The sequence below is a fragment of the Bacillus sp. TSO22 genome (assembly GCF_020223595.1).
Taxonomy (GTDB): Bacteria; Bacillota; Bacilli; order Bacillales; family Bacillaceae; genus Bacillus; species Bacillus inaquosorum.
In genome coordinates this window covers 424,330-440,670 of record NZ_JAHAWO010000009.1, presented here as the reverse complement: position 1 = coordinate 440,670, position 16,341 = coordinate 424,330, and the positions used below count along the sequence as shown (strand labels likewise).

At 44.2% G+C, this 16,341-nt stretch carries 13 protein-coding genes; all 13 read left to right on the top strand.

Translation table 11 applies throughout. The features are described from left to right. The first annotated feature begins 61 nt into the window (after window positions 1-61). A complete protein-coding gene (locus KHQ79_RS10690) occupies window positions 62-958 on the top strand; it encodes a 2-dehydropantoate 2-reductase (RefSeq protein ID WP_225515102.1) in 897 nt (298 codons plus the stop codon). 70 nt (window positions 959-1,028) lie between these two features. Next, window positions 1,029-2,648 (top strand): bacillithiol biosynthesis cysteine-adding enzyme BshC, encoded by a 1,620-nt coding sequence (bshC, locus tag KHQ79_RS10685; protein ID WP_225515100.1) that lies wholly within the window; start codon window positions 1,029-1,031, stop codon window positions 2,646-2,648. A gap of 125 nt (window positions 2,649-2,773) precedes the next feature. Beyond that, the gene (gene mraZ, locus KHQ79_RS10680; RefSeq protein WP_003221402.1) at window positions 2,774-3,205 is read left to right on the top strand and encodes a division/cell wall cluster transcriptional repressor MraZ; all 432 of its coding nucleotides are present in this window, start codon (window positions 2,774-2,776) and stop codon (window positions 3,203-3,205) included. Window positions 3,206-3,274: 69 nt separating this feature from the next. Next, the gene (gene rsmH, locus KHQ79_RS10675; RefSeq protein WP_003238706.1) at window positions 3,275-4,210 is read left to right on the top strand and encodes a 16S rRNA (cytosine(1402)-N(4))-methyltransferase RsmH; all 936 of its coding nucleotides are present in this window, start codon (window positions 3,275-3,277) and stop codon (window positions 4,208-4,210) included. Between the two features lie 39 nt (window positions 4,211-4,249). Beyond that, window positions 4,250-4,603 carry a cell division protein FtsL gene (gene ftsL, locus KHQ79_RS10670; protein ID WP_003238704.1) on the top strand — a complete coding sequence of 118 codons (354 nt, stop codon included), beginning with the start codon at window positions 4,250-4,252 and terminating at the stop codon, window positions 4,601-4,603. A 5-nt stretch (window positions 4,604-4,608) separates the two neighbouring features. Beyond that, a complete protein-coding gene (gene pbpB / locus KHQ79_RS10665; RefSeq protein WP_456537248.1) occupies window positions 4,609-6,750 on the top strand; it encodes a penicillin-binding protein 2B in 2,142 nt (713 codons plus the stop codon). A gap of 131 nt (window positions 6,751-6,881) precedes the next feature. Further along, window positions 6,882-8,822: a stage V sporulation protein D gene (locus tag KHQ79_RS10660; RefSeq protein WP_119913819.1), complete on the top strand. Its 1,941-nt coding sequence runs from the start codon at window positions 6,882-6,884 to the stop codon at window positions 8,820-8,822. 175 nt (window positions 8,823-8,997) lie between these two features. Continuing rightward, window positions 8,998-10,482: a UDP-N-acetylmuramoyl-L-alanyl-D-glutamate--2,6-diaminopimelate ligase gene (locus tag KHQ79_RS10655; RefSeq protein ID WP_133487530.1), complete on the top strand. Its 1,485-nt coding sequence runs from the start codon at window positions 8,998-9,000 to the stop codon at window positions 10,480-10,482. A gap of 110 nt (window positions 10,483-10,592) precedes the next feature. Beyond that, complete coding sequence (gene mraY / locus KHQ79_RS10650) at window positions 10,593-11,567, top strand: phospho-N-acetylmuramoyl-pentapeptide-transferase (protein WP_003238695.1); 975 nt, start codon at window positions 10,593-10,595, stop codon at window positions 11,565-11,567. Then, the gene (murD, locus tag KHQ79_RS10645) at window positions 11,568-12,923 is read left to right on the top strand and encodes a UDP-N-acetylmuramoyl-L-alanine--D-glutamate ligase (RefSeq protein WP_133487529.1); all 1,356 of its coding nucleotides are present in this window, start codon (window positions 11,568-11,570) and stop codon (window positions 12,921-12,923) included. Between the two features lie 60 nt (window positions 12,924-12,983). Beyond that, the gene (gene spoVE, locus KHQ79_RS10640; protein ID WP_019258336.1) at window positions 12,984-14,084 is read left to right on the top strand and encodes a stage V sporulation protein E; all 1,101 of its coding nucleotides are present in this window, start codon (window positions 12,984-12,986) and stop codon (window positions 14,082-14,084) included. Window positions 14,085-14,205: 121 nt separating this feature from the next. Beyond that, a complete protein-coding gene (gene murG / locus KHQ79_RS10635; RefSeq protein WP_225515096.1) occupies window positions 14,206-15,297 on the top strand; it encodes an undecaprenyldiphospho-muramoylpentapeptide beta-N-acetylglucosaminyltransferase in 1,092 nt (363 codons plus the stop codon). A 31-nt stretch (window positions 15,298-15,328) separates the two neighbouring features. Then, window positions 15,329-16,240 (top strand): UDP-N-acetylmuramate dehydrogenase, encoded by a 912-nt coding sequence (gene murB / locus KHQ79_RS10630; protein WP_003238687.1) that lies wholly within the window; start codon window positions 15,329-15,331, stop codon window positions 16,238-16,240. The last annotated feature ends 101 nt before the right edge of the window (window positions 16,241-16,341 follow it).

Genomic DNA, 16,341 nt, shown 5'->3' with positions numbered 1-16,341 from the left:
GAAGTAATTTCTTTGCACTTCTGCTATGATAATACGTAAATGCTAAATTGGGTGTGACATCATGAAAATTGGAATTATCGGCGGAGGTTCCGTCGGCCTTTTATGCGCCTATTATTTGTCACTTCATCACGAGGTGACTGTTGTGACGAGGCGGGAAGAACAGGCTGCGGCCATTCAGTCTGAAGGGATCCGGCTTTATAAAGGCGGAGAAGAATTCAGAGCTGATTGCAGTGCGGACATGAGTATCAATTCGCATTTTGATCTTCTTGTCGTGACAGTGAAGCAGCATCAGCTTCAGTCTGTTTTTCCATCGCTTGAACGGATCGGGAAAACGAATATTTTATTTTTGCAAAACGGTATGGGGCATATCCATGATCTCAAAGACTGGCGCGCTGGCCATTCCATTTATGTTGGAATTGCTGAGCACGGAGCTGTAAGGAAATCAGATACTGCTGTTGAACATACAGGCTTAGGTGCGATAAAATGGAGCGCGTTCGACGGTGCTGAACCAGATCGGCTGAATGTCTTGCTTTCGCATAACCATTCGGATTTTCCGATTCGTTATGAGACGGATTGGTATCGCCTGCTGACGGGCAAGCTGATTGTAAATGCTTGTATCAATCCGTTGACCGCGTTATTGCAGGTGAAGAACGGAGAACTGCTGACAACGCCAGCTTATCTGGCTTTTATGAAGCTGGTTTTTCAGGAGGCGTGCCGTATTTTAAGGCTTGAAAACGAAGAAGAGGCTTGGGAACGGGTTCGGTCCGTTTGCGGGCAAACGAAAGAAAATCGTTCTTCTATGCTGGTTGACGTCATCGAAGGCCGGCAGACAGAAGCTGACGCCATTATCGGATATTTATTGAAGGAAGCAAGACTTCAGGGCCTTGATGCCGTCCACCTGGAGTTTTTATACGGCAGCATTAAAGCTTTGGAGCGAAATACAAACAAAGTCTTTTGAGCTTTTTCGGTAACATGCTATACTCATTTCGGATAACTAACTATTTATTGGAGAAAGGAAGTTCTAGAAGATGCAGCTAACTGAACTTTCCATCAAAAATCAAAATGTGTTTGTACAGCACTATATAGATGGCAAAGAAGAAATGTCTTCTTTTTTTGATTACAGCATTCATCATAAGGACATGTGGCGCGAAAGACTGAAAGATTTATCCTCCCGGTTTTTCGCAAGAGAGGAATTGGCGGCGTACTTATCCTCTTACCATCATAAATTCGGATCAAGTGCCATGCAGTCTGCCATTGAGAAGCTGAAGGACCCGTCAAGTGCCGCTGTTGTCGGCGGACAGCAGGCCGGACTTTTAACAGGACCGCTTTACACTATACATAAAATCATTTCAATCATTGTGTTAGCAAAGGAACAAGAAAAGCAACTGCAAGTGCCTGTCATACCGATCTTTTGGGTGGCCGGAGAAGACCACGATTTGGATGAGATTAATTTTGTCCATACGTCAGAAGAGAATGGGCCTGTGAAAAAAAAGCTGCCTCAGTCTTACTGGAAGAAGTCTTCGGCAGCAAGCACATCGCTTGATCAGGAAAAATGTGCCGCCTGGATAGATGATGTATTTGCCGCGTTTGAAGAAACAGACCATACGAATGCACTTCTCGACAATGTAAAACGATGTTTAAGGGAATCTGTTACGTTTACTGACTTCTTTGAACTGCTGATTGCGGATCTGTTCCAAGAGGAGGGCTTAGTATTATTAAATTCTGGAGATCCGGGGATTAAAAAGCTGGAAACGGCCATGTTCCAAAAGATTCTTCGGGAAAATGATGAACTCGCCCGCGCTGTTTCAGATCAGCAGGCCTTCATGCGTGAAGCAGGCTACAAACCGATTATCGAGTCCGGAAAAGAGCAGGCGAATCTGTTTTATGAATATGAAGAAGAACGTTTTTTAATTGAAAAAGATAACGGCCGTTTTGTGATCAATGAGCTTGATCTCGGATGGACGATGGATGAACTTTATACCCATATGGAAGAACATCCTGAGCGCTTCAGCAACAATGTTGTGACGAGACCGTTAATGCAGGAATACCTCATTCCGACTTTAGCATTTATTGCAGGCCCTGGAGAAATCAACTATTGGGGTGAGCTCAAACAGGCCTTTGCGGTGATGGGCTTTAAAATGCCTCCTGTTATGCCGAGGCTGAACATTACAATACTTGAACGGCATATTGAGAAAAAACTGCTTGAACGGAATATCTCGTTACAAGACGCGATTGAACGCGGAACGGAGAATCAAAGAGAGACATACTTTGAGCGCCAGATTCCGGAAGAGTTTACCGCGGTGATGGATCAGGCGAAGAGCCAAATTGAAGCGATTCACAAAACGGTCCGGCAGGAGGCGTTAAAGGTTGATCAAAGCATGGAACCTTTACTCATGAAAAATGCCGCTTTTATCCAGGATCAGCTTCAGTTTTTAGAGCGTACGGTGACGAAACGAATTGAAGAGAAAGAAGGCTACGTTCTGAGGGATTATGAGAGAATCCAAAATAGCATTAAGCCGATGCTTGCGCCGCAAGAACGAATTTGGAATATTATGTATTATTTGAACAGGTACGGTCCAAAATTCTTCACATCATTCAAGAATCTGCCATTTTCTTTTCAAAATCAACATCAAGTTGTCAAACTTTGAAATAAAGTTTTAAAGAACCCTGAATAGTTCAGGGTTTTTTTTTATGGGTAAACAGTGTAAAATGAAGTTGTGGAGAGAAGTGGTGGATAGTGGTGAGTTAAGGAGAGAAAGTGGGGCAAGAGATCATGTTTATGGGTGAATATCAGCATACCATCGATGCGAAGGGCCGCATGATCGTACCCGCTAAATTCAGAGAAGGCCTCGGTGAGCAGTTTGTGCTAACTAGAGGGCTTGACCAATGTCTCTTCGGCTACCCTATGCACGAATGGAAACAAATTGAAGAAAAACTAAAAGCTCTTCCTCTCACTAAGAAAGATGCCCGCGCGTTTACCCGTTTTTTCTTTTCAGGGGCAACCGAATGCGAACTGGACAAGCAAGGCAGGGTAAATATTGCATCATCTCTATTGAATTACGCCAAACTGGAAAAAGAATGTGTTGTTATCGGGGTTTCTAATCGAATTGAATTGTGGAGTAAAGTAATTTGGGAACAATACACAGAAGAGCAAGAAGATTCATTTGCTGAAATTGCTGAAAACATGATTGGGTTTGATATATAATGATTCTTCGTGTATAACACTCTAAAAACAATTTCAATTCATCCTGATAAAAGGTGGGACCAACACAATATGTTTCAACACAAGACAGTACTTCTTCATGAAACCGTAGACGGGCTTAATATTAAACCGGACGGTACATATGTAGACTGCACACTCGGCGGAGCTGGGCACAGTACATACTTATTGCAGCAGTTATCCGAGAAGGGGCGTTTAATCGCTTTTGACCAAGATGATACGGCATTACAGCATGCGAAAGAAGCGTTGTCCGATTATAAAGGGCAGCTCATTCTGATTAAAAGCAATTTCAGGTATTTAAAAGAATGTTTGAATGAACAAGGCATTACAGAAGTAGACGGTATTTTATTTGATTTAGGGGTGTCCTCCCCGCAGCTGGATACACCGGAACGCGGATTCAGTTACCATCATGACGCTCCGTTGGACATGAGGATGGACCAGTCGGCCACGCTTACGGCGAAAGAAGTCGTAAATGAGTGGCGCTATGAGGATCTCGTACGTATTTTCTTTAAATACGGCGAAGAGAAGTTCAGCAAACAGATCGCCAGAAAAATTGAGGAGGCAAGAATCAAATCTCCTATTCAAACTACGGGCCAACTGGTCGATCTAATAAAAGACGCGATTCCCGCTCCAGCGAGAAGGAGCGGGGGACATCCCGCTAAACGCGTGTTTCAGGCAATCAGAATTGCCGTGAACGATGAACTTAAGGTTTTTGAAGAGGCTTTGGAGCAGGCAATTGAGGTTCTTAAGCCAGGGGGAAGGGTATCAGTCATTACCTTCCACTCGCTTGAAGACAGAATTTGCAAAAGCACTTTTAAAGAAAAGTCGTCGCTTCCGGAACTTCCACCGGGTCTTCCTGTCATACCGGAAGAGTTTGAACCGGAGCTGAAGCTCATCACACGAAAACCGATTACGGCATCTCATGAAGAGCTTGAAGAAAACAACCGGGCTCGTTCTGCGAAGCTTCGGATTGCCGAAAAAAGAAAATAACGAAACACGAACGCAAAATTAAAAGGAGGTCATCAGCCTATGAGCAATTTAGCTTACCAACCAGAGAAACAGCAGCGGCATGCGATCAGTCCTGAGAAAAAAGTGATTGTCAAGAAAAGGGCTTCCATTACTCTCGGAGAAAAAGTGCTTCTTGTCCTCTTTGCTGCGGTGGTGCTCAGCGTATCGCTTTTGATCGTATCGAAGGCGTATGCGGCATATCAAACCAATATTGAGGTACAAAAGCTTGAGGAGCAAATTTCATCCGAAAATAAGCAAATTGGTGACCTCGAAAAAAGCGTTGCTGATTTAAGCAAACCGCAGCGCATTATGGACATTGCGAAAAAGAACGGCTTGAATTTAAAAGATAAAAAAGTGAAAAACATACAGGAATGATTCAAATGCCAAAAAAGAATAAATTTATGAATAGAGGAGCAGCGATTCTAAGTATTTGTTTCGCTCTCTTTTTCTTTGTCATCCTCGGGAGAATGGCATATATTCAAATAACCGGAAAAGCGAACGGTGAAGTGCTTGCGACAAAAGCAACAGAGCAGCATGAAAAGAAACGGACCATCGAAGCAAGCCGCGGCTCGATATTAGACCGAACCGGAAAAGTGATTGCAGAGGACACAGCTACGTATAAGCTGATTGCGATTCTCGATAAAAAAATGACCACTGATGTCAAGCATCCTCAGCATGTCCAAGACAAAGAAAAAACGGCGGAAGCGCTGTCTAAAGTAATAAACATAGACAAGGCTGATATCCTTGATATCTTAAATAAGGATGCAAAACAAGTAGAGTTCGGCTCAGCGGGCCGGGATATTACGTATTCACAAAAGCAAAAGATCGAAAAGCTGAAACTCCCGGGCATTTCATTTTTACGGGATACAAAACGCTACTATCCAAACGGCGTTTTTGCATCCAATTTAATCGGCTATGCCGAGGTTGATCAAGACACAAATGAAATTTCCGGCGCGATGGGATTAGAAAAAGTGCTGGATAAGTATTTGAAGGAGCGGGACGGATATGTGACTTATGAAAGTGACAAATCCGGCTGGGAGCTCCCGAACAGCAAAAATAAAATTACAGCGCCAAAAAATGGTGACAATGTATATTTAACCATTGACCAAAAAATTCAAACCTTTTTGGAAGACAGCATGACAAAAGTGGCGAAAAAGTATAATCCGAAAAAAATCATGGCCGCAGTCGTCGATCCGAAAACGGGCAAAGTCCTTGCGATGGGACAGCGCCCAAGCTTTGACCCGAACACACGCGATGTGACGAACTACTATAATGATTTGATTTCATATGCTTATGAACCAGGATCAACGATGAAGATTTTTCCACTCGCTGCTGCCATACAGGAAAACGTGTTTAATCCGAATGAAAAATACAAATCCGGTACGTTTGAAGTTGGCGGGGAACCTGTGAAGGACCATAATAGGGGTGTAGGCTGGGGACCGACAACATATCATGACGGCGTCCTAAGATCGTCAAATGTCGCATTTGCGAAGCTGGCGAAAGAAAAGCTGGGATACGACCGTCTCAATCAATATTTACACAAATTCAATTTTTATCAAAAAACAGGTATTGATTTGCCTGGAGAAGTCTCAAGTAAAATCAACTATAAATATGAATTTGATAAAGCATCAACCGCATATGGCCAAGCGTCTGCTGTTACACCGATTCAGCAGCTTCAGGCTGCAACCGCAATTGCGAATGATGGCAAAATGATGAAGCCTTATGTCATTGACCATATTGTTGATCCAGATACAGATAAAACCGTTTATCAAAATAAGCCTGAATCAGCTGGAACCCCAATTTCTGCAAGCACTGCGAAAAAGGTGCGAGATATTTTAGGAGAAGTCGTAACGTCGAAAATCGGAACAGGACAATCCTATAAAATCGAAGGATTTGATGTTGCCGGGAAAACAGGTACTGCGCAAATAGCAGGTAAAGGCGGATATTTGGACGGAACAGATAACTATATCTTTTCGTTTATGGGTATGGCTCCAAAAGATGATCCTGAGCTTTTAATTTATGTTGCTGTACAGCAGCCGCAGTTGAAGGCAGGACAAAGTAGTTCAGATCCAGTTTCTGAAATCTTCAACCCAACAATGAAAAACAGCCTGCACTACCTAAACATAGAGCCAACTGAAAAGTCTGACTCAGATAAGGAAGACACAAAAGCGCAGACGATGCCTGATTTAACAGATCAAACGGTAACTGCTGCTCAAAAGAAAGCAAAAGAAGAGAATCTCACACCGATTGTCATCGGCAGTGATATCGCTGTAAAAGAACAGTATCCGAAAGCGGATGAGGAAGTTCTGACCAATCAGAAGGTCTTCCTGAAAACGGGCGGCAAAATCAAAATGCCTGATATGACAGGCTGGTCGAGAAGAGAGGTTCTTCAATACGGCGAGCTGGCGGGTATTCATATTGAAGTAAGCGGACAAGGCTATGCTGTCAGCCAAAGCGTCAAGAAGGACAAAGAAATAAAAGACAAAACCGTCATCAAGGTAACGTTTAAAAATCCAGATTAAAAAAAGAAAGCCTGCTGGGATTTTCCCCATTATGCAGGCTTTCTTTTTTTATACCTTCAAAGGAGCATCGTTCTACCCGTCCAATTTCAGGCATAAAATGAAACAAGCCTAAATAAGGAGTGGACGGTCTCTTGCGCGTCTCGAATGTAACGGTTAGAAAACGTTTATTATTTGTTTTGCTTTTTGGCGTGATCGTGTTTCTGATCATTGATACAAGGCTGGGGTATGTTCAGTTTGTGATGGGCGAGAAACTGACTTCGCTGGCGAAAGATTCCTGGAGCCGGAACTTGCCGTTTGAGCCGGAGAGAGGCGAGATCCTGGATCGGAACGGCGTGAAGCTGGCAACAAACAAAAGTGCGCCGACCGTATTCGTCGTCCCGCGCCAAGTTCAAAATCCGATGAAAACGAGCAAGCAGCTTGCGGCGGCTTTAAACATGTCAGAAGAAAAAGTATATAAGCATGTGACAAAAAAAGCGTCAATCGAAAAGATAACTCCTGAAGGGAGAAAGATTTCAAATGAGAAGGCGAAAGAAATCAAAGCGCTTGATTTAAAGGGAGTGTATGTTGCGGAGGACAGTATCCGCCATTACCCTTTCGGCAGCTTTTTATCTCATGTGCTTGGATTTGCCGGCATTGACAACCAAGGGCTCCTTGGACTTGAAGCCTATTACGACGATGATCTGAAAGGGGAAAAGGGCTCTGTTAAGTTTTATACAGATGCAAAAGGGAAGAAAATGCCTGATGAAGCGGACGACTACACACCGCCTAAGGACGGGCTTGATATGAAGCTGACAGTTGATTCGAAGGTTCAGACGATAATGGAAAGGGAGCTTGATAACGCTGAGGCCAAATATCACCCTGACGGTATGATTGCCGTAGCGATGAATCCGAAAAACGGAGAAATATTGGGGATGGCTAGCAGGCCTGACTTTGACCCGGCTGATTATCAATCAGTCGATCCGTCCGTCTACAATCGGAATCTGCCGGTATGGAGCACGTATGAGCCGGGATCCACCTTTAAAATTATTACACTTGCAGCAGCTCTTGAAGAACAAAAAGTAAATTTGAAACGTGATCAATTTTATGATAAAGGGCATGCGGAAGTGGACGGAGCGAGACTGCGGTGCTGGAAAAGAGGCGGACACGGGCTGCAGACGTATCTAGAGGTTGTACAAAACTCCTGCAACCCGGGGTTTGTTGAATTAGGCGAGCGCTTAGGGAAGAATAAGCTTTTCAAATATATTAAAGACTTTGGTTTCGGCCAAAAAACGGGAATTGATCTGCAGGGCGAGGGGACAGGAATCTTATTCCCGCTTGATAGAGTAGGTCCGGTCGAGCAAGCGACTACGGCTTTTGGACAGGGGGTATCTGTCACGCCGATTCAGCAGGTTGCAGCCGTATCTGCCGCTGTAAATGGAGGAACGCTCTACACACCTTATATTGCAAAGGAATGGATCGACCCTGTAACGAAAAAAACGGTTAAAAAACAATCACCAATCGCAAAGAAACAAGTCATTTCTGAGGAGACATCCAAACAAATCCGCTATGCTTTAGAAAGCGTCGTTGCAGAAGGTACCGGCCGTAACGCATTTGTTGAAGGATATCGTGTCGGCGGAAAAACGGGAACCGCACAAAAGGTAAAGGATGGAAAATACCTCGAAAACAACCATATTGTATCATTTATCGGTTTCGCGCCGGCTGACGATCCGAGTCTTGTCGTCTATGTCGCGGTGGATAACCCGAAAGGCACGATTCAGTTTGGCGGAACGGTTGCAGCGCCTATTGTCGGGAATATTATGAGAGACAGCCTGCCGGAGATTGGTGTGAAGCCTCGGAAAAATCAAATCGAGAAAAAGTACCAATGGAACGACACAAAAACAATAGAAGTTCCGAATGTTGTAGGGATGTCTGTCTCAGATCTTGAGTCACTTTTGGTGAATCTCAATGTGGATGCTTCCGGGAAAGGAAGCAAAATCGTTAAACAATCGCCAGCTGCCGGAACGAAAGTAAAAGAGGGCTCAAAGATACGCGTTTATTTGACTGAAGAAGATGAAAAAGAGGCAGCCGATTAATTCGGGCTGCCTATTATTTTATTGCAGAAAAAATGCTCATATCTTCAAGATTAGCTGGATGTATCCTTTTATTTACGCTAAAATATGAACTGTATGCTTAAAATCATTATCACATCATTTGACGTGACTTCAAATGATAAAAAGAACGAATTAGAATGTTGAGAGGTTTGATACGATGAAACTTACAAAGCTGCTTACATACTTAACAACCGAACCTTCTGTAAACGACTCACAAGACCCTGAAATAACTTCAATTGAGATGGACTCCAGGGAAGTAAAGAAAGGGAGTCTTTTTGTATGTGTAAAAGGGTATACGGTAGATGGCCATGATTTTGCGCAAAAAGCAGTAGAGAACGGCGCAGCGGCTATTGTGGCTGAAAGAGAGCTCGATGTGGATGTGCCCGTCATTATTGTCCGGCAGTCACTGCGTGCGCTCAGCGTTTTGTCTGATGCGTTTTACGGACAGCCGACAAAGAAGCTTCAGCTGATCGGGATAACAGGCACAAACGGCAAAACATCAACGACCCACATGGTCGATGAGATTCTGAAAAAAGCGGGAAAACGCACAGGCTTGATCGGCACAATGTACATGAAAATCGGCGATGAAACACTTCCCGTTAAAAACACGACTCCGGAAAGCGTCACGCTGCAGAAAACGTTTAAGAAAATGAATGACAAGCAAGTTGACACTGCTATCATGGAGGTTTCTTCTCACGCTTTATCTTTAGGGCGTGTTCATGGCTGTGATTATGATATTGCCGTGTTTACGAATTTAACGCAGGACCATCTGGACTATCATAAAACGATGGATGAGTACAGACAGGCAAAAAGCCTGCTCTTTTCTCAGCTTGGCGGGGCTTTCAACCATGAATATCCAAAGCGTGCCGTACTGAACGCTGATGATGAGGCGAGTGCTTATTTTGAAAAGGTGACTGCAGCGCATATTTCTACATACGGAATTAAAAACAACGCTGATGTGATGGCGAAGAACATCACGATCACTGCACAGGGCACAAGCTTTGATCTTGTGACAAACAAAGGCACTAAACATATCACGATGTCGCTCGTCGGACAATTTAACGTGTATAATGTGCTGGCAGCTGTTGCAACATGTATTGCAGCAGGCATACCGTTTGAAACCATCACTGAAGCTGTTGAAGAATTGCATGGCGTAAGAGGCCGCTTTGAATTGGTCAATCAGCAGCAGGAGTTTCCGGTTATTGTAGATTACGCGCACACACCGGACAGCCTTGAAAATGTGCTGAAGACATGCAGAGACATGACGGAAGGAAAGCTCTTTGTCGTTGTCGGCTGCGGGGGAGACAGAGATAAGACGAAACGCCCAAAAATGGCTAAAATCGCTGTAGAGCTGGCTGATGAGCCGATTTTCACTTCAGATAACCCGCGAAGCGAAGATCCTCGCGCGATTTTAAGAGATATGGAAGCCGGAGTAGAGAACGAATACTACCACAGCATTGCAAACCGCGAGCAGGCAATCTTTTTCGCGATTGCCAATGCCAAAAAAGGAGATGTAGTTCTCATAGCCGGAAAAGGGCATGAAACCTATCAGCAGATCGGAAGCGAAACCTTCGATTTTGACGATGCTGAAGTGGCGGCGAGAGCCATTGTCGAACTCAATAAGAATAAGACGAATTCATAGGAAAGAGATGTTATTGAATATGGAGCTTGAAAAGAATTTTCATATGAGAAAAAATCATGAATATGATAACTACGTATGTCGTTTGAAAGAAACAGGAGGAGAAAAGGACAATGCTTGAGCAAGTCATTCTGTTTACAATTTTAATGGGGTTTTTAATTAGTGTTCTGCTCTCTCCGATTCTTATTCCGTTTTTAAGAAGATTAAAATTCGGCCAGAGTATTAGAGAAGAAGGACCGAAATCACATCAGAAAAAATCAGGGACGCCGACAATGGGCGGGGTCATGATCATACTTTCTATCATTGTGACAACAATTGTTATGACACAGAAATTTTCAGAAATAAGCCCGGAAATGGTGCTGCTTCTGTTTGTTACGCTCGGCTACGGTTTGCTTGGCTTTTTAGATGATTACATCAAGGTCGTCATGAAGCGCAATCTGGGATTGACGTCAAAGCAAAAGCTGATCGGACAAATTATCATTGCGGTTGTATTTTATGCCGTGTACCATTACTACAATTTCGCGACAGATATTCGCGTGCCTGGAACTGACTTATCATTTGATCTTGGCTGGGCTTACTTTATCCTGGTGCTCTTTATGCTTGTCGGCGGATCAAATGCGGTTAACCTAACTGACGGTCTTGACGGCTTATTATCCGGTACTGCGGCGATTGCTTTTGGCGCTTTTGCCATCCTGGCATGGAATCAGTCTCAATATGACGTAGCGATTTTCTCAGTTGCCGTTGTGGGTGCGGTGCTGGGCTTCCTCGTATTTAATGCTCATCCGGCCAAAGTCTTTATGGGAGATACGGGATCACTTGCATTGGGAGGAGCCATCGTTACCATTGCCATTTTAACGAAATTAGAGATCCTGCTGGTTATCATCGGCGGTGTATTCGTTATCGAGACATTATCCGTTATACTGCAGGTTATCAGCTTTAAAACGACAGGTAAACGTATCTTTAAAATGAGTCCGCTTCATCACCATTATGAGCTTGTCGGCTGGTCTGAATGGAGAGTAGTCGTGACGTTTTGGGCTGCGGGACTTTTGCTTGCCGTTTTAGGAATTTACATCGAGGTGTGGTTATAAGTGGAAAACGATCAATTTTTACAGAATCAGCATTTTTTAATCCTTGGGCTCGCGAAAAGCGGGTATGCGGCGGCATCCATTCTTCACGAAAAAGGCATTTATGTTGCAGTCAACGACCAAAAGCCTTTTGAAGAAAATGAACCAGCGCAGAAGCTTTCTAAAAAAGGACTCGAGGTTGTTTGCGGAGAGCATCCAGTTTCTCTGTTTGATCAGCATCAAATCACGGTCCTGATCAAAAACCCGGGAATTCCATACGAAAATATTATGGTTCAGGAAGCGGAAAAAAGAGGCATCCCGGTTTGGACGGAAATTGAGCTCGCTTATTACCTGACAAACGCCAAGTTTATCGGGATTACCGGATCGAACGGAAAAACGACCACGACAACGCTGATTTATGAAATGCTCAAAGCTGACTCGCAAAAAGCACTGATTGCCGGAAATATCGGCACAGTCGCAAGTGAGGTTGCCTATCATGCTGATGGGGATGAGTGGATCGTTACTGAATTGTCTTCGTTTCAGCTGATGGGGACACACGCTTTCAGACCGGAAATCAGCTTGATTTTAAACATATTTGACGCTCATTTGGATTATCACCATACGCGAGAAAACTATGAAAAAGCGAAACAGAAAGTGTATCTTCATCAGACTGCTTCAGATAAAGCCATTGTCAACCAGGATGATGAAACCGTCATGCGTCTGGCTGAAGCCGGAAAAGCCGGTACCGTTCCATTTTCAGTCAGCAAAACGCTTGAACAGGGGGCTTATGTAAAAGACGGTATGATTATGTTCAACGGCGAAGTCATTCTTCCTCTGGAAGAGGTTGTGCTGCCCGGCGCTCATAACCTGGAGAACATTTTAGCTGCCATTGCAGTTGTGAAAACGGCAGGAGCGTCCAACGAAGCAGTAAAAAAGGTGCTGACAAGCTTTACTGGCGTGAAGCACCGTCTCCAATATGTCACAACAGTGAAAAACCGCAAGTTTTATAATGACAGTAAAGCGACAAACATTTTGGCGACAAGCAAGGCGCTTTCAGCTTTTGACAAACCGGTCATTCTGCTTGCGGGCGGACTGGATCGCGGAAATGGTTTTGACGACTTAAAACCGTATATGAAGCATGTCAAAGCAGTGCTGACATTTGGCCAGACTGCTCCGAAACTCGAGAAGCTCGGTAATGAGATGGGAATACAACATGTCAAACGTGTCGATAATGTTGAACAAGCAGTATCTGCGGCGTTTGCGCTCTCAAATGAAGGAGATGTCATCTTGCTGTCACCTGCGTGTGCGAGCTGGGATCAATTCAAAACATTTGAAGAACGCGGTGACATGTTTATAGATGCCGTGCATATGCTTAAGTAAGGGCTTGTCTTGAAGTAAATCGGCAGCCCTAATGACTTTAAGCTTGGGGTGTCGATTGCTTTGACTACTAAAAAAACATCGCCTGATTTGTTATTGGTCATCATTACGTTATTATTATTAACAATCGGATTAATTATGGTGTACAGTGCGAGTGCGGTATGGGCGGATTATAAATTTGATGACTCATTCTTTTTCGCGAAACGGCAGCTGCTGTTTGCGGGAATAGGCGTCATAGCCATGTTTTTTATCATGAATGTTGATTATTGGACATGGCGGACATGGTCCAAATTGCTGATGGTTATCTGTTTTTTTCTTTTGATTCTTGTTTTGATACCGGGCGTCGGCATGGTGCGGAACGGCTCAAGAAGCTGGATCGGAGTCGGGGCATTCAGCATACAGCCTTCAGAGTTTATGAAGCTTGCGATGATTGCATTCCTTGCTAAATTTCTCTCTGAAAAACAAAAAAACATAACATCGTTCAGAAGGGGATTCATCCCGGCACTTGGCATTGTATTTTCAGCATTTTTGATTATTATGTGCCAGCCTGACCTCGGAACGGGGACAGTAATGGTCGGAACTTGTATTGTCATGATTTTTGTAGCTGGCGCGCGAATCGCCCATTTCGTCTTTCTCGGACTGATCGGCCTCAGCGGATTTGTTGGGCTCGTACTATCGGCCCCATATCGGATTAAGCGGATTACTTCATATTTAAATCCGTGGGAAGATCCGCTCGGCAGCGGTTTTCAAATCATTCAATCGCTTTATGCAGTGGGGCCCGGCGGATTGTTCGGAATGGGACTTGGACAAAGCAGACAGAAGTTCTTTTATCTGCCTGAGCCGCAAACAGACTTTATTTTTGCCATCTTGTCAGAGGAACTTGGGTTTATCGGGGGAACACTTATTTTGCTCCTCTTCAGCGTCCTGCTGTGGAGAGGAATCAGAATTGCACTCGGTGCACCTGATCTGTACGGAAGCTTTGTCGCAGTCGGCATTATTTCAATGATTGCCATTCAAGTCATGATTAATATCGGCGTAGTAACGGGCCTTATTCCGGTAACAGGGATCACGCTCCCGTTTCTGAGCTACGGAGGTTCTTCATTGACCCTGATGCTGATGGCCGTCGGTGTGCTGCTGAACGTGAGCCGATACTCGAGGTATTAATGAATGTTTGCCTAAAGCTCCCTGTGAAACAGGAAGCTGGGAAACAATTGATGCGATAACCCTGTCCAACAAAACAGGGTTATCGCTATGTTATAGAGAAACTTAGACTGGGGGAAGAGATATGCGAATTGCAATAAGCGGAGGCGGTACAGGGGGACACATTTATCCCGCTCTTGCCTTTATTAAAGAAGTGCAGCGCCGTCATCCTAATGTGGAATTTTTATATATCGGAACAGAAAACGGGCTGGAGAAAAAAATTGTGGAACGGGAGAATATACCGTTTCGTTCAATTGAAATTACAGGGTTTAAAAGAAAGCTGTCATTTGAAAACGTCAAGACTGTGATGCGTTTTCTGAAGGGTGTAAAAAAGAGCAAATCGTATTTAGCGGAATTTAAGCCTGATGCCGTAATTGGAACGGGCGGCTACGTATGCGGACCGGTTGTCTATGCCGCTGCCAAGATGGGAATTCCGACTATCGTCCATGAACAAAACAGCCTGCCGGGCATCACGAATAAGTTTCTTTCAAAATATGTTAATAAAGTAGCAATTTGTTTTGAAGAAGCAAAATCGCATTTTCCTAGCGAGAAAGTTGTATTTACGGGAAACCCGAGAGCCTCTGAAGTCGTCTCAATAGAGACGGGCCGATCAATGGCTGAATTTGGGCTTTCTGAAGAGAAAAAAACGGTCTTAATCTTCGGCGGAAGCAGAGGCGCCGCACCGATTAACCGTGCTGTCATTGACATGCAGGATGCGCTGAAAACAAGAGACTACCAAGTGCTGTATATTACCGGTGAAGTTCACTATGAAAAAGTGATGAATGAGCTGAAAAGCAAGGGTGCAGCTGATAATATGGTCACAAAGCCGTTTCTTCATCAAATGCCAGAGTATTTGAAGGCCATTGCTGTCATTGTGGCCAGAGCTGGTGCGACGACGATTGCTGAAATTACTGCTCTCGGAATCCCAAGTGTACTGATTCCAAGCCCATATGTAACAGCGAATCACCAAGAGGTCAATGCGAGATCTCTCGGCCAGCATGATGCGGCGATTGTGCTGAAAGAAACAGAGCTCAACGGGGAAAAACTGATTGAAGCGCTTGACCGGATCGTACTGAATGAGAAAACGTTAAAGGAAATGAGCGAACGGACAAAGTCACTCGGTGTTCCTGACGCGGCTGCCCGTTTATACAGCGTACTCGAAGAATTGAAAAAATAATAGAAAAGCAAATGGAATGCGGAGGTTTACGATGGAGAAAGTGATACAGGAATTAAAAGAACGCGAAGTCGGCAAGGTTCTTGCAAATGAACCGCTCGCGAATCATACAACGATGAAAATCGGCGGACCTGCGGATGTATTGGTCATTCCAAGCAGTGTAGATGCTGTCAAAGATATTATGGACGTTATTAAAAAATATGATGTGAAGTGGACAGTCATCGGCCGCGGATCAAACCTTCTTGTTTTAGATGAGGGAATCAGAGGCGTAGTGATTAAGCTGGGCGCAGGTCTTGACCATTTGGAGCTTGACGGGGAACAAGTAACAGTCGGAGGCGGTTATTCCGTGGTCCGTCTTGCAACATCATTGAGCAAAAAAGGCCTGTCCGGGCTGGAATTTGCTGCCGGTATTCCAGGATCAGTCGGCGGAGCGGTTTATATGAATGCCGGCGCCCACGGTTCTGATATGAGCGAAATCCTCGTCAAAGCACATATTTTATTTGAAGACGGCACGATTGAGTGGCTGACAAATGAGCAGATGGATTTCAGCTATAGAACATCTGTATTGCAAAAGAAACGCCCGGGCGTTTGCCTTGAAGCTGTTCTGCAGCTGGAGCAGAAGGATAAGGAATCAATCGTTCAGCAAATGCAAAGCAATAAAGATTACAGAAAAAATACACAGCCGTATTCAAGCCCTTGTGCGGGAAGCATATTCAGAAATCCGCTTCCGAATCATGCCGGAAACCTTGTAGAAAAAGCAGGCTTGAAAGGATATCAAATCGGCGGTGCAAAGATATCGGAGATGCACGGAAACTTCATCGTCAATGCGGGCGGAGCATCAGCAAAAGATGTGCTTGATCTCATTGACCATGTGAAAAAGACAATCCGTGAAAAATACGAGATTGATATGCACACAGAGGTTGAAATCATCGGCGAAAATCGCTGATTCAAGTTCTGACTGAAGCTGTTCATATGATATACTGTAAGCAAACGACAAACGGCATCGTAGTATGCCGTTTGTTTTGGAATAGACAGACTTTTAACAGC